The following is an 18,307-nucleotide window of genomic DNA, read 5'->3' as shown; positions in this document are numbered from 1 at the left end:
CGAACCGGCAGAAGATCTACGCCGCCACTTACATTGGCGGGAGCGCAGCCACGTTGCCGAGCCTAACCCCGGCGCTTCTGCTGGCGCTCGCGATTGGCCGCCCTTGCCCGCTCGCTCTTGCGCAGCATCACCCAGGTGGCGCCCAAGCCACCGTCGGCCTGCGTTGCCGAAGCGAACGCCTGAACCTCGTCAAAGGCAGGCAGCCACTTTGCCAGGTAGGAGCGCAGCACGTTGGCGGGGCTATCGATCTCGCGCCCGCGGCCGTGGACGATCATCACCGAGCGCAGGTCGTGCTCGACGGCCTCGCGCAGGAAAGCCGGCAGCGCCTTGCGGGCCTCCTCCACCGGGCGGCGCAGCAGGTGCAGGCTGGCCTGCATCGGATAGCCGCCCTGGCGCAGTCGCTCCGCTACCCCGCGCTGGATGCCGTCGCGACGGAAATCGAGCGGATCGAAGGGCGGCACCAGATCGACGAAATCGTCGGAGAGGATATCGCGACCCGAGTCGCCGCCGGCGGCGCTTTCGCGCTTGGCGATCTGCGCCTCGGTAGGCACGCGGCGGGTCTGACCGGTATGCGCCCGGCCTTGGCCGCGCGACAGGGGTTTCACGTCGCCCATCAGGGCCTGGAAATCGGCATCGTCGTGAAGGTCCGTCATGGCACACCTCCTGGCCAGCTGGGTAGAACGCTCATCCTAGCAAATGGCTCAGTGCCATCACATGTCGGGATGACGCCATAATATCCGCTATAGAGGATATTGTGCTAATATCCTCTATAGCGGATAAACACACTTTTATCCTCTATAGGGGATATCATGAAAATCACCTCACCCGAGATGCTCGCGCACTCGCTGAAAAACGCGCGCAAGCGTCGCCACCTGACGCAGCAGGCCACCGCCGAGCAGATCGGCATCAAGCAGGCGACCGTCTCCGGCTTCGAACACCACCCGGAGCGCAGCCGGCTCGAGACGCTGTTCAAGCTGCTGTCGGCGCTCGAACTGGAACTGCACGTCACCGAACGCGACCGGCCCGAGAACGCAACCGGCGGCGAGGCGCGCTGGGACCAGGAGTGGTAGGCCATGGCGAACCTCACCGTCGCGATGAATGGTATCGACATCGGCACGCTGGGCATGGCGCGGTCCGGCGCCATGACATTCCAGTACCGGCCGGAATGGGTCGAGCGGCCAGGTGCCCGGGCTATTTCGCTGTCGCTCCCCCTCACCACAGCACCATATCGCGGCCAGGTCGTCTTCAACTTCTTCGACAATCTGCTGCCAGATTCGGAGGCGATACGCGCCCGCATGCAGGCCCGCTTCCGGGTAGCGACGCGGCATCCCTTCGACCTGCTGGCCAGCATCGGCCGCGACTGCGTCGGCGCGATACAGCTCTACCCCGAAGACGCCGCGACCGGCGACGTCCATGCCGTCACCGCCGCACCGCTCGATGAGCGGGCCATAGAGGCGCTGCTATCCGGCTACCAGGACGCCCCTCTGGGCATGGCCGAGGGTCAGGATTTCCGCATCTCGCTGGCTGGCGCCCAGGAAAAGACGGCTCTGCTCTGGCACCAGGGCCAATGGCAGCGCCCCACCGGCAGTACGCCCACCAGCCACATCTTCAAGCTCCCGATCGGTTTTCTGGAACACAGCAACATCGACCTGCGCCAGAGCAACGCCAACGAGTGGCTATGCCTGCACCTGCTGGAGGCCTTCGGACTACCGGTGGCTCGTACCGAACTCGCCCGCTTCGGTGGCCAGGAAGTGCTCGTCGTCGAGCGCTTCGACCGGCGCTGGTCGCGGGACGGCTCCTGGCTGATGCGCCTGCCCCAGGAAGACTTCTGCCAGGCACTGGGGATCGCCCCGGCGCTGAAGTATGAAAGCGATGGCGGCCCGGGTATCGCGCAGGCCATGCGCCTGCTGCGCGGCTCCCAGCAGGCCGGCCTGGACCGGGACCGGTTCTTCAAGGCACAGCTCCTCTTCTGGCTCCTGGCCGCCATCGATGGACATGCCAAGAACTTCAGCCTGTTCCTCGAGCCGGGAAGCGCCTATCGCATGACGCCGATGTATGACGTGATATCGGCCTATCCCCTGATGCGCCAAGGCAGCATGGCCCCTGAACGGGCCAAGATGGCCATGGCATTGAAGGGCAAGAACCGCCACTACCGATGGGCGAGAATGGCGCCACGTCACTTCATCGCCACCGCGACACAGGTCGATTATTCCCCCGAGCGCGTCAGCATGCTGATGGGCGAGATCGCCGGCGCCGCCGAACGCGTCGTCAACGATCTGGCGACTCGCCTTCCCAGCGATTTCCCGACCGCCACCAGCGAGCCCATCTTCGAGGGTGTCCTCCGTCAGGCCGCCGGATTGGCGGCATTCCTCGACTGAGCAATGGGTCGCCGTGTCGGACCGAACAGCGCTGTCGTGCGAACCGCCGGGTATGGCAGCATGGGCGGCGTCATGCCGCCCCGGAGCCCACGCCCATGCCCTCCCCGCGCCTGCTGATCGGCCTACCGTTGCTGGCCTCCCCGCTGGCGGTCGCCGCCTGGCTATGGCTGACGCTGCTCAGCCCCTGGACCTATGAGCGGCCCGATCACCTGGCACCGATCGGCGAGGGTCCGCATGCCCTCTTCGTCTACGGCACCCTGACCCATGCTCCGGTACGCTGGTTGGTCTATGGCCGCACCGGAGAGCCGACAGCGGCAACGTTGGAAGGCTACCGGCGAACCGGCCTCGACCTGACCCCGAGCCCTGGGGATCGAGTGGATGGCTTGCGCCTGACGGTCAGTGCCGACGAACTGGCCCGACTCGATCGCTACGAGCGGCTGGGCGTGCGTTATCGCCGGGTACGGGTGACGCTGTCCGATGGCGATGATGTCTGGGTCTACCGACGACTGCTATCACATTAGCGGAGAGAGCCGTAGCTTAGTTGCCACAAGAAGATAACGGTATAATTTAGTATTTCCATCCCCCTTGTCCCAGTGTCAGTGGGCCTGACCAGCACGGTTGTGGGGGCGTTATGCCGCGGCCTACAATGAGCCGCGTTCATACCAGCAAAACAAGGACCGCCCATGATCACCCTCCTCCATAATCCGCGCTGTTCCAAGTCGCGCCAGGCCTTGGCCCTGCTGGAGGAACGCGGCGTCGATGTCACGGTTCGCCGCTATCTCGACACGCCCCTCGACGGTGCCGAGCTGCGCGCCCTGCTGTCACGCCTGACGGCCGAGCCGCGAGCCCTGGTGCGCTCCAGCGAGGCCGAGTGGAAGGCCCTCGGTGCCGATGCCGACGACCCCGACCAGGTGGTGGATGCCATCGTGGCCCACCCCAAGATCATGCAGCGTCCCATCGCCGACGACGGCAGCCGGGCGATCATCGGCCGCCCGCCGGAAGATATTCTCGCCCTGCTCGACTGAGCTTTCCCGCCCCGGTATCAGGAAGTGACATGACTGCCTCCCTGCCTTATGTACTGATCCTCTACTATTCGCGCCACGGCGCCACCCGGGCCATGGCCGAGCGCCTGGCCGCCGGGGTCGAATCCTGCCGCGGCATCGAGGCACGGCTGCGCACCGTGCCACCGGTCTCGCCGACCTGCGAGGCGGTGGATCCAGAGATCCCCGAGGAGGGCGCGATCTACGCCGATCTCGACGACCTACGCCACTGCGCAGGCCTGGCGCTAGGAAGCCCCACGCGTTTCGGCAACATGGCCGCCCCGCTCAAGCATTTCATCGATACCACCAGCGAGCTGTGGCTGGGCGGCGCCCTGGTGGACAAACCCGCCACCGCCTTCACGTCCACGTCGAGCCTACACGGGGGCCAGGAAACCACCCTGATCAGCATGCTGCTGCCGCTGCTGCACCACGGCATGGTCTATGCCGGGCTGCCCTACAGCGAGACTGTGCTGATGGAGACCCAGGCCGGCGGCACCCCCTATGGCGCCAGCCATCTGGCCGGAAAGCGCAGCGATCGGCCGCTCGACGAGTCGGAGCGCCAGCTGGCCCATGCCCAAGGCCAGCGGATCGCCAGACTGGCCCTGAGCCTGGCCCATACCGGAGGTCGCCCATGAGGCGCTGGTTGGAAGACCTCGAGGCTCGCCGTGGGCTGGATACCCTGACGGCCGAATCGCGACGCCTGGTCATCGTCAGCTATGCCGTACTGATCGCCCTGATGCTCTATCGCGGGGTCGCGGTGCAAAGCGACGGCAGTGCCGTCGGACCTCTGATCGCGTTCGTGCTGCCGCTGGTGCTGTTCCTGCCGTCGATCCTGGCTCGCCGGGCCCGCGGCCATGCCTGGCTGTCCTTCGTCAGCCTGCTCTACTTCGCCCAGGGGGTCATGGTCGCCACCCTGCCCGGCGAGGGGCTGCGCGGTGCCCTGGAGGCGCTGGTCTCGCTAGCGTTGTTCACCGGTTGCATGGGCTATGCGCGTTTTCGCAGCCGACAGGTCAAGGTGAGCTGAGGTCATGGGCTCAGCCCAGTCCCGCGAGGCATCGCAAGGCGATCGTTACAGGCTCTCCGTCGGCGTGAGGCGCCGACCGGGCAACGGCGATGATCCAGCTCAAGGGAATACCCCCCGTCTGGCGTAAGATAATCCCATGCATCCCCACCAACGGTTGAGCTCTCACCGGCAACCGGCGACCATGAGGGGACATTCTAGGAGAACACCATGACACGCAATATCGCCGACATCAGGCGCGACTACGAGGGCGGCCGCCTGGATGAGACCCAGCTGCCCGACCATCCCTTGGCGCTGTTCGACGACTGGCTGGCCCTGGCGCTCGACGCCGAAGGCGAAGACGGCAACGCCATGACGCTGGCCACTGTCGACAGCCAGGGACGCCCCCATGCTCGAGTGGTACTGCTCAAGGCCGCCGATGAACAGGGCCTGGTCTTCTACAGCAACTACCACAGCCACAAGGGCAGCGAGCTGGCCAATGTGCCTTATGCGGCCCTGGTCTTCTGGTGGCCGTCGCTGTCGCGACAGGTTCGCGTGGAAGGGCCGGTCGAGCAGGTGGGGGAAACGGAGTCTGACGCCTACTTCGCCAGCCGCCCTCGCGCCAGCCAGCTGGGTGCCTGGGTCGCCACCCAGAGCGTGGTGATTCCCGACAGGAACTGGCTCGAGGAGCGCGAGGCTCGCTTCGAGCAGGCCTACGAAGGGCAAGAAATCCCGCGCCCCGTGCATTGGGGTGGCTATCGCCTCGTCCCCGAGATGATCGAGTTCTGGCAGGGTCAGCCGAGCCGTCTGCATGATCGCATCCGCTTCGAGCGCCGCGATGACCACTGGCAGCGCTTCCGCCTGGCACCGTGATGGTCTTGGCGTTCCCCGCCGAGGCGGGGAACGTCAGTCCGGCAGACTGTCGAGCCGGTGCCGCTGCCAATCGCTCGCTGGCTCGTTGAGGCGCAGGACCGCATCCACGACCTGCTCTTCCATATTGAAGCGCAGAGTGAAACCGAGCTGTTTCATCAGCGCACGCATCGGCTGGTTATCGATCATGATCTTGCCGATCATCTCCAGCGTCCCCACGCTTCGACAATAGCGGATCATCTTGTCCATCAGCAGGCTACCGATGCCGAGCCCGTGCAGGTCATCACGCACGATGATCGAGAACTCGGTGCGGATGTTGTCCGGGTCATTCCATACCCGCACCACCCCCAGCATCTCCTTGCCGCCCTGGGCCAGAGGATGCTCGGCGATGAAGGCCATCTGGCGATCGTAGTTGATGTGCGAGAGCATCGATAGATCGCGCTGGCTTAGGTCGGCCTTGTTGTGGAAGTAGCGAAAGCGAATGCTCTCCTCGGATAGCTGGCGATGAAAGCCCTCGATCAGCGGGGCATCCTCGGCGCGAATCGGCCGCACCTCGACCTCCCAGCCGTTGTTCAGCGTCACCCACTCACGCAGTTCCTCCGGATAGGGCATGATCGCGAAGCGCGCCGGCGTTCCCAGATCCATGGCGAAATCCACCGCCAGCATGCCGTCACGGTTGAGGACCAGCGGGTTCAGTTCCAGCCCCCGCAGCTCGGTGAGATCGGTGGCTATCTGCGACAGCGTCACCAGCAGCTCACCGATGCGCTCGAGGTCCCGCGACGGATGCCGCGAATGCTCGCGGATCAGCCGCGCGGCATGGGTCCTGTCGACGAGATCCGCCGCCAGGCTCATGTTCAGCGGCGGCAGGGCCACCTGACGATCGGCCAGGATATTGACCTTGTATCCGCCGATCCCGAACACGATCAGCGGGCCGAACACCGGATCCCGGGTGATGCCGGCGCACAGCTGCATCGAGTGCTTGCCACGTTGCATCGACTGCAGGCAATACTCGCGCACCCGAAACTCGGGAAACTTCTCCGCCACCTTGTCACCCAGCCGACGGATGCCGTCGGCTACCCGCTCCGCATCTTCCAGGTCCTGCAACAGCCCGGCAGACAGCTTGTGAGGATGCTGCCGGTAGCGAAAGGGCCGGCAGTTGCCGTCGTGGACCACCTTGAGCGCCAGGGGCCCCTCCAGCTCGCCGGCCGCCTCCGCCGCCTGTTCGGGCGTCGTCACATAGCGGCTGGTCGCCACCGGGATGCCGTACGCCTCGAGCACGCGCGCCGTCTCGGAGTGGTCCAGGCACTCACGCCCTGCGGCTTTCGCTTCATCGATCAGCGCCCGCGACGCCGCCCGGCTCTCGCTAGTGGTCGCAAACGGCAGGCTCGGCGGCGTCTCCTGCAGAAGCGCCTGCACGCGCTGATAATCGACCATGTGCATGAAGGCCTTGACCGCCTTCTCCGGCGAGATATAGGTGGGAATGCCGGCCTCGTTGCAGGCATGACGTGCCGTCAACGCCTCCTCCAGCCCCATCCAGCTGGTCAGCAGGTTACGCCGGAAGCGCTTGCGCGCCTCGATCACCGCACGGGCCGTTTCACCGGAAGGCGCCAACCGAGTCGGCGCATGCACCACCAGCACAGCATCCACGCCGGGATCGGCAGCGACCAGCTCAATGGCCTCGACGAAACGCTCGGGGGTGGCGTTGCCGCCCAGGTCCACCGGATTCTCGCCGGGCTTGCTGACGTCCACGTCATCGCGACACAGCGCGTCGCGGGTCGCCTCAGAGAAACTCGCCAGCCGACCACCGGCGCTGATCAGCTTGTCGATTGCCAGCATCGCCGGGCCCAGGCCATTGGAGACCACTGCAAGACGATCGCGCTTCAGCGGTCTCATGCGCGACAGGGTTTCCAGGGCATCGAACAGTTCATCGGAATCGTCGACCCGGACTACGCCGGCCCGGGCAAAGGCGGCATCGAAGACCTGGTCGCGGTTGGCGACGCCCGGGGTGGGAGGCAGGTTGGAAATGTCCGAGGCAGCGGTACGGCCGCTCTTGATCGCCAGCACCAGGCGATGCCGCGAGGCCTCACGCACCGCGGTCATGAAGTGCTGAGCATCGAGAATGCGCTCCAGGTGCAGCAGCAGTGCCTGGGTCGGAGCATACTGGTTGAGGTAGTCGATCAGGTCGGGCAACAGCACATCGACGCTGTCGCCAACGGTCACCAGATGCGAGAAGCCGATGCCTCGCCCGGCGGCCCAGTCGATCATGGCATTGCCGAGCATGCCCGATTGACCCAGGTAAGCCACCCGCCCCCTGCCGATCGGCTGGCTGGCGTAGGAAGCATTGAGATGCCGCCCAGGCACGATCAAGCCCATGCATTCCGGCCCCAGCACCCGAATGCCGGATTCACGCGCCGCCGTAAGCATGCGTCCGCGAATCGATCCCTTGCCGTCGCGCTCGTCGTCCAGGTGGGCGCCGCCCGATAGCACCAGGGCCGCCCGAACCCCGAAGCGCCCCAGCTCGCCGATCAACCGCGGCACGCGTATGACCGGCGCACAGATGACCGCCAGGTCCGGCACCTGAGGTAGACGTCCCACGCCGGTGACGCAAGGCACGCCGTAGACGGCATCATAGCCCTTGGGATTGACCGCCCACAGCTCACCGCGAAACCCACCCTCCTGCAGGTTACGGATCACCAGCCCACCCATCGAGTGGGGCTTTTCCGAAGCGCCCACGACGGCAATGGTGCACGGTTCGAAGAAATGATGCAGAAAGCGGGTGCTCATCGGGCGACTCCGTGGCGGGCAAACAGTCTCCTGTGTACGACTTATGGCCACTGTTCCGCAAGGCCCCGGCGCGCTTAGGGTAAGGTAACCTGGACGGAGCGCTAGCATGATTACGGCCTATCTTACCCACCCTGACTGCCAACGCCATCACATGGGCCCCGACCACCCCGAAAGCCCGCTACGCCTGGAGGCCATCCATGCTCGGCTGATGCGCGACGGCCTCCTCCAGCAGACCATGCAGGGCGACGCCCCCCTGGCCACCGACGAGCAGCTCTCACGGGTGCATCCCCCCCGCCACCTGAGAGCCCTGGAAGAGTGCCTGCCCGAACGCGGCCTGATGCCGCTCGACGGCGATACCCTGATGAACCCGGACAGCCTGCTGGCCGCACGCCATGCCGCCGGTGCCGTGGTCCGCGGAGTCGACCAGGTATTCCGCCACCAGGCCGACAATGTGTTCTGCGCGGTGCGCCCGCCCGGCCATCACGCCGAAGCGACCGACGCCATGGGCTTTTGCTTCTATAACAACGTGGCGGTGGGCGCAGCCCATGCCAGGGCCAGGTATGGTGCCCGACGGGTCGCCATCCTCGATTTCGACGTCCATCAGTGCAACGGCACCATCGATATATTCCGTGACGATCCCGAAGTGCTGATCTGCACCAGCTACCAGTATCCCTTCTACCCCTGGCGCTACCTGCGCAACGAGCATCGCAACGTGGTCGACACGCCGCTGCCCGCCGGCACCGACGGGGCGGCCTTTCGACGCGCCGTCGAAGACGACTGGTTACCCGCCCTGCATGCCTTCAAGCCCGACCTGGTGCTGGTCTCGGCCGGCTTCGATGCCCACCGCGATGATCCCCTGGCCGAGCTGTGCCTGGACGACGAGGACTACCACTGGGTGACCCGACTCGCCATGGAGATCGCTGCCCTTTACGCCGACAACCGCCTGGTCTCGGTGCTGGAGGGTGGCTATGACCCCGACGCCCTGGGGCGCGGCGCCGCGGCACATCTCAAGGCGCTACTGGGGCTGCCCTTCGCCTGACCCTGACATTGACCATAGCATCAGGTTTCTCGATGACGGGAAACCTCGCTGCCCGCGTCATCGCCCCCGGACGACGTCGCAGCCGGCCTGTTCAGCGTCGCGACGGGAGTCTGCATGCGGTGGCGGATGTGGTAGCCTGTAGGAAAGCTTGTTTCCAATAGTGAATCTTCCATGACCGCCACCAAAGACCAGGAGGCCGCGCTACGCATTGCCTCCGGGCGCAAGCCCTTCGTCGAGCCACTGCGCCTTGGCGAGCGCCTCAAGGAGATCCGCCTGGCCAATCAGTGGACCCTGGGAGACGTCAGCGAACGCACCGGGCTGGCGCGCTCGACCCTGTCCAAGATCGAGAACGATCAGATCTCGCCGACCTTCAGCGCCGTGCAGAAGCTGATCAGCGGACTCGACATCGACCTGCCGCAACTGCTCTCCCAGCCGCGTCCTCAGTCGCGCACCATGGGGCGCCGCGACTTGACGCGCCGCGGCGAGGGGCAGCAGCATCCGACCCCAACCTACGAGCACGAGCTACTCAGCTGCGAGATGGCCCAGAAGCGCATGATCCCCTTCAAGACCATCGTGCGGGCACGCAGCTTCGAGGAATTCTGCCAATGGGTGCGCCATGACGGCGAGGAGTTCCTGATGGTGCTGGAGGGCGAGATCCAGCTGTTTTCGGAGTTCTACGAACCCCTGCACCTAGCCAAGGGTGACAGCATCTACTTCGACAGCGACATGGGCCATGCCCTGGTGTCGGTGAGCGAGGAGGATGCCGTGGTCCTCTCAGTGTGCACGCCGCGCGAGACCCAATAGCCGCGCTCAGCCCGCTCGATCCCCAGGTCGACGCGGGGGAATGGCGTCCAGCTCGAGACGCCCCTCGGCGCCGATGGCCTGAAAATGCTTGCCCTTGGCGCGAGCAATCAGCAGCACCCCGAAACGTTCGGCGAGCTCAACCCCCTTCTGGGTCACCCCGGAGCGCGATACCAGCACGCCGATCCCCAACTGGGCCACCTTGAGTACCATCTCGGAGGTCAGCCGCCCGGTGGTGTAGAAGATATCCGGCGGCTCGTCGCTTCCCTCCCCCAACCACTGGCGTCCCGCCAGGGTATCGACTGCATTATGCCGCCCCACGTCCTCGACGAAATCCAGCACCCTGGCCTGTCGACACAGCGCGCAGCCATGCACCGCCCCGGCGCTGCGGTAGGTGGCGTTATAGGCGCCGAGATTCTCGAGGAGCGAATAGAGCACCGACTGGCGCAAATGGGTCGGCAGCGGCGCGTGCAGGTCGGTGGCCTCGAGCAGCCGGCCGAAGACCGTGCCCTGGCCGCAGCCGGTGGTCACGGTACGCTGGCCCAGGCGCGCCTCGAGGTCGGCGGGTTCGCGACGCGTCACCACGGCCGCCGCTTCGACCTCCCAGTCCACGTGCACCGCCTCGAGATCCTCGAGCCGCTCGATCAGCGCCTGGTTTCGCAGGTAGCCGACCACCAGGGCCTCGGGGTCATCGCCCAGCGTCATCAGGGTGACGATCTCGCGGCGATTGAGATAGATCGTCAAGGCACGCTCGGCGGCGATCGCCTGATGGCGTGGCTCGCCAAACTCGTCGACGACGCGGATTTCCAGGGTGGCCGGCAGGCGGGCGCGGCTAAGCCGAATCGACGACATGGGCGAGACTCCGATGGCGACAGGCTTCCCTCATGATGGCACTCCAGACGCGACGTCGCGACTCGATCTCCGACGCCCCAGCCACCCCGACATTTGGTAAGCTGGACGCCTACCCGATGGGCCAGAACGACAACGGAGTCAATACCATGCAACACCTGGACGACAGCACCCGCATCGAGCTCGAAGCCGCCGCCTTCCGTCGCCTGCTTCGCCACCTGGACGAGCACAAGGAAGTGCAGAATATCGACCTGATGATTCTCGCCGACTTCTGCCGCAACTGCCTTTCCAAATGGCTGGTCGCCGCCGCCGAGGAACGCGGAGAATCCGTGGACTACGAGGCCGCACGGGAATACGTCTACGGCATGCCCTACAGCGAATGGAAGACCAAGTATCAGGCCGACGCCACGCCGGAACAGCAGGCTGCCTTCGAGGCTCGCCAGCAAGAGAAAAAAGCGGCCAGGCAGGACGCCGACTCATGAGCGAGGCAATGATCCCCCTGTCGGTGGCAGTACTGACCGTCTCGGATACCCGCACCGAGGACACCGACCGCAGCGGCCAGGCGCTGGTCGAGCGTGTCACCGCCGCCGGCCATCGCCTGGCCGACAAGCGTATCGTGGCCGATGACATCTACCGCATCCGCGCCGTGGTGGCCGCCTGGATCGCCGACCCCGAGGTTCAGGTGGTATTGACCACCGGCGGCACCGGTTTCACCGGTCGCGACTCCACGCCCGAGGCGGTGTCGGTGCTGCTGGACAAGCGCATCGAGGGCTTCGGTGAACTGTTCCGCCAGCTTTCCTGGCACGAAGTGGGCAGCTCCACGGTGCAGAGTCGCTGCCTGGGCGGGCTGGCCAACGCCACCGTGGTGTTCTGCCTGCCCGGTTCTACCGGCGCTTGCCGCACCGGCTGGGACGGCATTCTCGCCGAGCAGCTCGACAGTCGACACAAGCCGTGTAATTTCGCCAACCTGGTGATTCCGGAGCGAGGCACCCATGGATGACACCAGCACCCGGCGACACACGCCGTGTCACTCTCTGCAAGGTCCTGCCAACCCGATGATTCCGGAGCGAGGCACTCATGGCTGAGCTCAAGCCGGTCGAGGCCGCGCTCACCGCCCTGCTCGAGGACGTCGTGCCGCTCGGAGCCGAACGCCTGCCTACCTCGGAGGCCACGGGACGAGTGCTGGCCGAGGACGTGGCGGCCCAACTCGACGTGCCGCCCTTCGACAACAGCGCCATGGACGGCTATGCGCTCCATCACGACGACGCCGGTCGCTGGCTGCCGGTCCGCCAGCGGATCGCCGCCGGTGCAGTGGCCACGCCGCTCGAGCGCGGAAGCTGCGCACGCATCTTCACCGGTGGCGAGATCCCGCCCGGCGCCGATTGCGTGGTCATGCAGGAAAAGATCGAACTGGACGGCGAGAAGGCCAGGGTTCCCGCCGACGTGCCGGCCGGCGACAACCTGCGCCGTCGCGGCCGCGACGTGGCGGCGGGCGGGTGTCTGCTACAAGCCGGTACGCGCCTCGATGCCGCGGCGCTCGGCCATCTCGCCGGCCAGGGCATCACTGAAGTCTCGGTTCGGCGTCGGCCGCGGGTCGCGCTGCTCTCCACCGGCGACGAGATCGTCGAGCCCGGCCAGCCGCTGGGCCCGGGACAGATCTACAACTCGAATCGCCCCATGCTGCGCGAACTGTTGACCCGCTTCGGCGCCGACGTCATCCAGGTGGCTAGCGTGCCGGATACCGCCGAGGGAACGCGGCGCCTGCTCTCCCAGGCTGCCGAGCAGGCGGACGTGGTCATCACTACCGGTGGCGTCAGCGTGGGGGAAGAGGATCACGTCCGTGGCGCCGTCGAGGCACTGGGCCAGCTCGACCTGTGGCGGCTGGCGATTCGCCCCGGCAAGCCGTTGGCGCTAGGGCGCCTGCCCGGCGCCAACGGCGAGGTGCGCTTCGTGGGACTGCCGGGCAACCCGGTATCCGGCTTCGTCGGCGCCTGGCTATTCCTGCGTCCGCTGATGGGAGCGCTGCTGAACTGCCCGGTTCTTGGCAGCCTGCCCCGCCTCACCGCCCGTACCGCCTTCGAGACGCAAACCGGCCCTCGCCAGCACTACATGCGCGTAACCCTGGATTTCACCGCCGAGGGCATCACCGCCCACGCCTTCCGCGACCAGAACTCCGGCGTACTGTCCTCCTGCGTAGGGGCCGATGCCCTGGCCATCGTGCCGTCCGAGACATCGCTGGCGAAAGGCGATGCCGTGGACTGCCTATGGCTGCGGGTCGACTGACCCCGGCCGGACCCCGAGCCTGGCTTCGAGGTCCGGCCACAGGCGCTCGAAGGCCTCGTCCAGGGCCGTATAGTCTCGCTCGAGCCAGGGCAGCAACTCAGCGAGCCGGTTCGGCCCCGAGAGTCGTCGCCCCAGCCCCGCCACGGCCCGACAGGTGAAGCGAAAGTCCGCATAGCCGCGCAGCCAGTCCTGGCTGACCAGGGCAGGCGTCATCGCCGCCAGGCGAGCCGGGGCCGGCCGCGCCTCCAGCAGTCGGTAGCAGCGGGGAATCAGCCAGTCGCGTTCGGCGGTCGTCAAGCGCCGTGCCAGACAGTGATCCCACATCAGATCGAGGGCGATGCCCGCGACGCGGCGCCCACCCCGTGGAGCCCTGTCCTTCATCTCGCCGATCACCGCATGACCATCGACGAAGGCATCCACACGGCGATGATGGCGAATACCCTCCGCCACTGCCGTCGACCACGCCGACAGGTCGGCGCCCTTGACGCCGTCGGCGATCAAGTTGCCATAGAGGAAGTCGTCGCTGCCGCCGCGCGCGAGCCAGCCGTGGGCCAGGAAGTTCATGTCACAGGCAATTGGTCGGTTTGGGCAATCCCGCCAGGCGCGCCGCCAACTTGGCGGGGCTGCCGGGGAACAGCCGCATCAGATGGATCGAGCGCCCCTTGTCAGGCCCCAGCTCGCGGCCGACGGCCTTGACCAGGGGCCGCATGGCCGGTGCCATCTGGTAACGGGCATAGAATTCGCGCAACACCTCGAGCACTTCCCAGTGCTCGGCTTCCAGCGTCATCCCTTCTTCTTCCGCCAAGGCCTCGGCCACCGTGGATGACCACTGTTCGAGATCGACCAGATAGCCCTCCGGGTCGAGCCCGACATTGCCTTCTGGCACGGATAGATAACGGTATATTTCTGTGCTCGCCATGACTCAATACCAGCTCAATGTCTGTTCGGCTTCTTCGGTCAACTGGACGAAGCCATCCACGTCCACCACCTGCACCGAAGCGTCGCAGTGGCCAAGCAGCCCCCGCGCTTCCAGATCTTCGCGCAGCGCATAGAGTCGTCCGGGGATGTCCTCATAGTAGCGGACCAGTTGGGGCAAGGCCCCCTGCACGCCATCCTCGATCAGCAGCAGTCGGTCTTCCGGTCCCATGGCGGATAGCGCCTGGCCGTAGACGCGACTACTGGCCGGCGAACGATTCACGATATGGAGTTTCATGCTCGTCAGGCTCCAGGCCGAGGCTAGAAGGTCAGCACCCGAGGATGCGTCTCGACCGCATCGGCGATCGCCTCGGCAGTCAGGGCTTGGGGGGCAAGCATCAGCTCATGCTCATCCAGCCCAAAGCGCGTCAGGGCCTCGGCCTCGACCCATAGCGTCTCGATATCATACATCTCGAGCATCTCGAGTGTCGGTGCGGTGCCCTTCTGCCCAAGGGCACCGGAACCCTGGCCCGCGAGCAGGGCCAATACGCCTTCCCCCATGAACAGCAGCGAAACCCGGCGCCCGAAGGCGGCCGCCACCAGGGCCACATCCAGGCCTTCACGCAGCCAGCTGCTGCCATGGGGACCATGGCGAAGGATGACCAGCAGCTCGCCGACAGATGCATCGTTGTCGTGACTCATCGCTCCTCTCCTCAGGGCCCGAAGGTCACCAGGCGGTCGCAGCGCTGGCCCAGGTCGACCAGTTGCCCTACCCCGGTCAGCTCGAACGGAGCGGCGACGCTGTGCCCCTCCTTACCATGACGAGTGGCCTCCCGTGCGTCCATCAGCCCGCGACGAAGCGCGGCGGCAATACAGACCTGTAGAGCGACATCATGCTCGTCGTGTAGCGCCACCCAGCCGTCGACCAGGTGCGGCTCGTCCTGGGGAGGCGCCGCCAGGCGCGCGGCATTGTAGACGCCATCATGGTAGAAGAACACCGCCTCGAGGCGATGCCCTCGCGCCACCAGGGCGCGGGCAAAGCGCAGCGCCGAATGGCTGGCCTGATCGCTGTAAGGGGCTCCCATCAGCAGGATCGCATAGCGCATGATCTTTCTCACAGAAACAGACTGGCCCCGCCATGGCGGGGCCAGCACTCTCGCTTTGCGTGCCGCGTCAGTCCTGGCTCATGATGCCGAGCAGGGAAAGCAGGCTGACGAAGAGGTTGTAGATCGATACGTAGAGCGTGATGGTGGCGAGAATATAGTTGGTCTCGCCGGCGCGGTGAACGATCTCACTGGTCTGATAGAGAATGGCGGCCGAAGCAAACAGCACGAAGCCTGCAGACACCATCAGCGACAGCGTCGGGATCTGGAAGATCAACGCGGCGACCATCGCCAGTACCAGCACGATGGCGCCAGCCATCATGAAATTGGCGAGGAAGCTGAAGTCCTTGCGCGTCACCAGCGCCACGGCGGAAAGACCGAAGAACGTCAGGCCGGTCAGGCCCATAGCGGTCATGATCAGCTCGGCACCATTGGGCAGCGTCAGGTACGCGCTCAGAATCGGACCCAGCGTGAACCCCATGAAGCCAGTGAAGGCGAAGGTCGACAGCAGACCCATGGCGGAGTTGGCTGTCTTGTGCACCAAGAACATCAGTCCGTAGGCACCGATAAAGAAGACCAGGATGTTCATCTGCTGGACGCCCAGAGCCACGGCGGCCCCCGCCATCACGGCGGAGAACAACAAGGTCATCGCCAGCAGGCCGTAGGTATTGCGCAGTACCTTGTTGGCACTGACGGCACCTGTCCGCTGCGTTGTCACTCGTGTGTCTTGATAAGCCATCGATCCAGAGCTCCTTTGGTTGATCCTGGCAATGTGGACACAGGATGCCGCCTGGGGGTTCCCGACGCAAGTATCGCCCCGGGCGCGATTCAACGAACTTCTGGCGCAGCGAAGCCAACCAGCAGCCGCTCGGCAACGGCCAATGTCGTGGCAGTGACATCGCTCGCCACCGCCTCCAGACCCGCCGCATCAAGCCACTGCACGGCCAGAGCATCATCACCCGGGGCCATCGCCCCCGCGAGTTCCGCGCGTTTGACCAGCAGCACATAGTGGCTGAGTAGCCCTCCATCGGCATCCCGATCAACAAGATCCAGTACCATCACCAGCTCTCCGGCCACACCCACAAGGCCGGCCCCCTCGCGCAGCTCACGCACAGCGCCTGGTCCAGGGCCTATCCCACTTCCACCTTGCCCCCGGAAGCGCCAGACGACCGTGGCACACCACCGCGGCAGATATGGCGACGCGAGGATACTCTGGAGGCGTCACGCCCCGCTCCACGATATCGTTCTTAACGGCCTGGAGAGCATTCGATAACACCTTGATCGCACAACGGTCTTGACCTCCGCAAAAAAAATGGTAAAGTAGCTCGCCGTGAGCCGGAGGGATGGCAGAGCGGTTGAATGCACCGGTCTTGAAAACCGGCGTAGGTGAGAGCCTACCCAGGGTTCGAATCCCTGTCCCTCCGCCACCTTAATTCAAAAGGGATCAGCGATTTCGCTGATCCCTTTTTCGTATCCGATGACCTCGAGACATCGCCAAATCTCCCACAATGGCGTTCTGACGCGTTCCATCATCATTCGGCAGGCCGTCACTGTGCTGCGCAAGAACCCTCGGGCTGATATGATCCGAAGGATGTACCGCCTGGCGGGCGCAGCAAGAGACTTCTCATGACCCACCGAGGCACTGGCAGCTTCAGCGCCCACAAGAACCAATATCCCGTGGTGGCAACGATCGCCGTATTGATCCGGGACGACCGAGTCCTGCTAGTACGTCGCGCCAATCCCCCCGACGCCGGCCTGTGGGGCTTTCCGGGTGGAAAGATCGAGCGAGGAGAAAGCATAGAACAGGCTGCCATGCGCGAACTTCACGAAGAAACCGGTATCGTGGCGAGCGCGCACAGGACCTTCAATGCCGTCGATGCGTTCGACGTTGGCGACGACGGCAGGCTTCGGCATCACTTCGTTCTCATCGCCGTGCTCTGTGCCTGGCGCGCGGGGGAACCTGCTGCAGGCGACGATGCCATCGAAGCCGGCTATTTCGATCTTCAGGACCTGGGCAATGGCCACATACCGCTTAGCCGGAACGTGGCGGAGATTGCGCTCCAGGGTGCCAACATCTTCCGAGCAGGGCTCGTCGAATAAATCGCCTTGCGGCTTTCGCCCCTGCACGCGGTATGCTTTCGATGATGCCAGGCCGCTCGCTGGCCCCTCATGCGTCGACAGGCACCCCGTACTTCACTGCCTGGAAAGCCGGCTTGCCACGCTGTCTGCGTTGAGAATGGAGTCTCTCATGCAAAACCGATATGGATCGCTGGCCTCATGGGTCTACCACGTAGACAAACCTGTGGGCCGCTCTTTCGGAGATATCGAATTCTACCTGTCCCGACTCGAGGCCAACCAAGGTCCCATTCTGGAGCCGGCTGTCGGCAACGGCCGATTCTTCATCCCGCTATTGGAGGCGGGTCACATCGCTCATGGTTTCGACGCTTCACAAAGCATGCTGGACATTTGCAAGAAAGAGCTGTCTAGCCGAGGCCTCGCCGATCATGTCAGCCAGCAAGACTTTGCAGGCTTTCACTACAGAAACACGTTCTCTGCAGCAGTAATGCCGGCGGGCTCCATCCAGTTGATCACCTCATCGGCAGAATGCCTGGCATTTCTCAAACGCATCAAACGTTGCCTGTCCCCGGACGGGCAGCTGTTGGTCGACCTGGATTCCCTGGCGTGCATGCATGACCCGGGACCCAGCGTCAGAATGTGGGAGCTTGGCGACAGCACGTTAACCCTGACAGAGTCACGGATAAATACCGATTACCTCAGCCAAACCACGACGTCAGTGCTGAAATACGAGCACTGGAACTCGGGTCAACTAGTGTCATCCGAGATGGAACTGTTCAAGCTTCGCCTATGGGGCGTGGATGAGTTTGCCGCGCTACTGCATCAAGCCGGGTTCGAGAACGTCAGCATCACACTCGACTACGAGACGCCTTACATCCCGCCCCATGAAGAAGGCTCGGCAAACGCCATTACCTTCGAAGCCTCGGCTTGATAAAGCGTGGGTGGGATGGTGCAACGCTATGGCGGGCCGCCACGGCAACACACAATTCAAGGGGGCAGCGAATTCGCTGATCCGCTTTATTGCGTGTTCGATGCCGGAAATATCGTCGAACACCCCACTCGGCCGCCGCTCGCCAGCCTGGGCGGCCGAGTCATAGTGCGGCAAGCTACCGTCCCCTCCCACCTTGTCATGGCAGCCCAATGGGAACAGCGTCACTCAGCAGCCTGAT

At 64.9% G+C, this 18,307-nt stretch carries 24 protein-coding genes and 1 tRNA gene; 15 read left to right on the top strand and 10 right to left on the bottom strand.

What is annotated here, in order from left to right:
• Positions 1–62: 62 nt before the first annotated feature.
• A complete protein-coding gene (smrA, locus tag ACGTN6_RS08515) occupies positions 63–653 on the bottom strand; it encodes a DNA endonuclease SmrA (RefSeq protein ID WP_394590958.1) in 591 nt (196 codons plus the stop codon).
• Between the two features lie 156 nt (positions 654–809).
• Between smrA and ACGTN6_RS08510 the strand changes: the two genes are divergently transcribed.
• The 7 genes from ACGTN6_RS08510 (at position 810) to pdxH (ending at position 5,291) form a co-directional block, all read left to right on the top strand.
• Complete coding sequence (locus ACGTN6_RS08510; protein ID WP_394590956.1) at positions 810–1,070, top strand: helix-turn-helix domain-containing protein; 261 nt, start codon at positions 810–812, stop codon at positions 1,068–1,070.
• A 3-nt stretch (positions 1,071–1,073) separates the two neighbouring features.
• Complete coding sequence (locus ACGTN6_RS08505) at positions 1,074–2,378, top strand: type II toxin-antitoxin system HipA family toxin (RefSeq protein WP_394590954.1); 1,305 nt, start codon at positions 1,074–1,076, stop codon at positions 2,376–2,378.
• Positions 2,379–2,473: 95 nt separating this feature from the next.
• A complete protein-coding gene (locus ACGTN6_RS08500; protein ID WP_394590953.1) occupies positions 2,474–2,899 on the top strand; it encodes a gamma-glutamylcyclotransferase family protein in 426 nt (141 codons plus the stop codon).
• Between the two features lie 162 nt (positions 2,900–3,061).
• Positions 3,062–3,403, top strand: coding sequence for an arsenate reductase (glutaredoxin) (arsC, locus tag ACGTN6_RS08495; protein WP_394590952.1), 342 nt, complete (start codon positions 3,062–3,064; stop codon positions 3,401–3,403).
• Positions 3,404–3,432: 29 nt separating this feature from the next.
• On the top strand, positions 3,433–4,053 hold the full coding sequence (wrbA, locus tag ACGTN6_RS08490) for an NAD(P)H:quinone oxidoreductase (protein WP_394590950.1): 621 nt from the start codon (positions 3,433–3,435) through the stop codon (positions 4,051–4,053).
• Positions 4,050–4,442 carry a DUF2069 domain-containing protein gene (locus tag ACGTN6_RS08485; RefSeq protein WP_394590949.1) on the top strand — a complete coding sequence of 131 codons (393 nt, stop codon included), beginning with the start codon at positions 4,050–4,052 and terminating at the stop codon, positions 4,440–4,442. The genes wrbA and ACGTN6_RS08485 overlap by 4 nt, the downstream gene beginning before the upstream one ends.
• Before the next feature lie 207 nt (positions 4,443–4,649).
• Positions 4,650–5,291: a pyridoxamine 5'-phosphate oxidase gene (gene pdxH / locus ACGTN6_RS08480; protein ID WP_394590948.1), complete on the top strand. Its 642-nt coding sequence runs from the start codon at positions 4,650–4,652 to the stop codon at positions 5,289–5,291.
• Positions 5,292–5,324: 33 nt separating this feature from the next.
• Here the strand turns inward: pdxH and ACGTN6_RS08475 are convergent, their stop codons facing one another.
• A complete protein-coding gene (locus tag ACGTN6_RS08475; protein ID WP_394590947.1) occupies positions 5,325–8,072 on the bottom strand; it encodes a bifunctional acetate--CoA ligase family protein/GNAT family N-acetyltransferase in 2,748 nt (915 codons plus the stop codon).
• A gap of 106 nt (positions 8,073–8,178) precedes the next feature.
• Here ACGTN6_RS08475 and ACGTN6_RS08470 point away from each other — a divergent pair, with 106 nt between their 5' ends.
• Complete coding sequence (locus ACGTN6_RS08470) at positions 8,179–9,111, top strand: histone deacetylase family protein (protein WP_394590946.1); 933 nt, start codon at positions 8,179–8,181, stop codon at positions 9,109–9,111.
• 171 nt (positions 9,112–9,282) lie between these two features.
• Complete coding sequence (locus ACGTN6_RS08465) at positions 9,283–9,915, top strand: helix-turn-helix domain-containing protein (RefSeq protein ID WP_183387274.1); 633 nt, start codon at positions 9,283–9,285, stop codon at positions 9,913–9,915.
• A gap of 6 nt (positions 9,916–9,921) precedes the next feature.
• On the opposite strand, the gene ACGTN6_RS08460 is transcribed toward ACGTN6_RS08465, so the two are convergent.
• Complete coding sequence (locus ACGTN6_RS08460) at positions 9,922–10,764, bottom strand: formate dehydrogenase accessory sulfurtransferase FdhD (protein ID WP_394590945.1); 843 nt, start codon at positions 10,762–10,764, stop codon at positions 9,922–9,924.
• Between the two features lie 146 nt (positions 10,765–10,910).
• Between ACGTN6_RS08460 and ACGTN6_RS08455 the strand changes: the two genes are divergently transcribed.
• The 3 genes from ACGTN6_RS08455 (at position 10,911) to ACGTN6_RS08445 (ending at position 13,044) form a co-directional block, all read left to right on the top strand.
• Positions 10,911–11,243, top strand: coding sequence for a DUF1244 domain-containing protein (locus tag ACGTN6_RS08455; RefSeq protein WP_394591068.1), 333 nt, complete (start codon positions 10,911–10,913; stop codon positions 11,241–11,243).
• On the top strand, positions 11,240–11,761 hold the full coding sequence (gene moaB / locus ACGTN6_RS08450) for a molybdenum cofactor biosynthesis protein B (protein ID WP_394590944.1): 522 nt from the start codon (positions 11,240–11,242) through the stop codon (positions 11,759–11,761). The genes ACGTN6_RS08455 and moaB overlap by 4 nt, the downstream gene beginning before the upstream one ends.
• 77 nt (positions 11,762–11,838) lie before the next feature.
• Positions 11,839–13,044: a molybdopterin molybdotransferase MoeA gene (locus ACGTN6_RS08445; protein ID WP_394590943.1), complete on the top strand. Its 1,206-nt coding sequence runs from the start codon at positions 11,839–11,841 to the stop codon at positions 13,042–13,044.
• On the opposite strand, the gene ACGTN6_RS08440 is transcribed toward ACGTN6_RS08445, so the two are convergent.
• The 7 genes from ACGTN6_RS08440 to ACGTN6_RS08410 form a co-directional block, all read right to left on the bottom strand.
• Complete coding sequence (locus tag ACGTN6_RS08440) at positions 13,024–13,608, bottom strand: acyl carrier protein phosphodiesterase (protein ID WP_394590942.1); 585 nt, start codon at positions 13,606–13,608, stop codon at positions 13,024–13,026. The genes ACGTN6_RS08445 and ACGTN6_RS08440 overlap by 21 nt on opposite strands.
• Before the next feature lies 1 nt (position 13,609).
• Positions 13,610–13,963 (bottom strand): TusE/DsrC/DsvC family sulfur relay protein, encoded by a 354-nt coding sequence (locus ACGTN6_RS08435; RefSeq protein WP_394590941.1) that lies wholly within the window; start codon positions 13,961–13,963, stop codon positions 13,610–13,612.
• Between the two features lie 3 nt (positions 13,964–13,966).
• Positions 13,967–14,257, bottom strand: coding sequence for a sulfurtransferase complex subunit TusB (gene tusB, locus ACGTN6_RS08430; RefSeq protein ID WP_394590940.1), 291 nt, complete (start codon positions 14,255–14,257; stop codon positions 13,967–13,969).
• A gap of 23 nt (positions 14,258–14,280) precedes the next feature.
• Positions 14,281–14,661 carry a sulfurtransferase complex subunit TusC gene (gene tusC / locus ACGTN6_RS08425; protein ID WP_394590939.1) on the bottom strand — a complete coding sequence of 127 codons (381 nt, stop codon included), beginning with the start codon at positions 14,659–14,661 and terminating at the stop codon, positions 14,281–14,283.
• Between the two features lie 11 nt (positions 14,662–14,672).
• Positions 14,673–15,065: a sulfurtransferase complex subunit TusD gene (gene tusD / locus ACGTN6_RS08420; protein WP_394590937.1), complete on the bottom strand. Its 393-nt coding sequence runs from the start codon at positions 15,063–15,065 to the stop codon at positions 14,673–14,675.
• Positions 15,066–15,132: 67 nt separating this feature from the next.
• Positions 15,133–15,801: a Bax inhibitor-1/YccA family protein gene (locus ACGTN6_RS08415; protein WP_394590936.1), complete on the bottom strand. Its 669-nt coding sequence runs from the start codon at positions 15,799–15,801 to the stop codon at positions 15,133–15,135.
• 89 nt (positions 15,802–15,890) lie between these two features.
• Positions 15,891–16,121, bottom strand: coding sequence for an NUDIX hydrolase (locus tag ACGTN6_RS08410; RefSeq protein WP_394590935.1), 231 nt, complete (start codon positions 16,119–16,121; stop codon positions 15,891–15,893).
• Between the two features lie 278 nt (positions 16,122–16,399).
• On the opposite strand from ACGTN6_RS08410, the gene ACGTN6_RS08405 reads away from it, so the two are divergent.
• From ACGTN6_RS08405 to ACGTN6_RS08395, 3 genes are all read left to right on the top strand, one after another.
• Positions 16,400–16,489 (top strand) — tRNA-Ser (locus tag ACGTN6_RS08405).
• Between the two features lie 199 nt (positions 16,490–16,688).
• The gene (locus ACGTN6_RS08400) at positions 16,689–17,162 is read left to right on the top strand and encodes an NUDIX hydrolase (RefSeq protein WP_394590934.1); all 474 of its coding nucleotides are present in this window, start codon (positions 16,689–16,691) and stop codon (positions 17,160–17,162) included.
• A gap of 148 nt (positions 17,163–17,310) precedes the next feature.
• Positions 17,311–18,069 (top strand): class I SAM-dependent methyltransferase, encoded by a 759-nt coding sequence (locus ACGTN6_RS08395; RefSeq protein ID WP_394590933.1) that lies wholly within the window; start codon positions 17,311–17,313, stop codon positions 18,067–18,069.
• Positions 18,070–18,307 lie beyond the last annotated feature (238 nt).

The organism is Halomonas sp. B23F22_20, assembly GCF_043496985.1.
Classification (GTDB): Bacteria; Pseudomonadota; Gammaproteobacteria; order Pseudomonadales; family Halomonadaceae; genus Halomonas.
The sequence above is the reverse complement of the archived record's forward strand: the minus strand, read 5'-3'. Positions and strand labels throughout refer to the sequence as shown.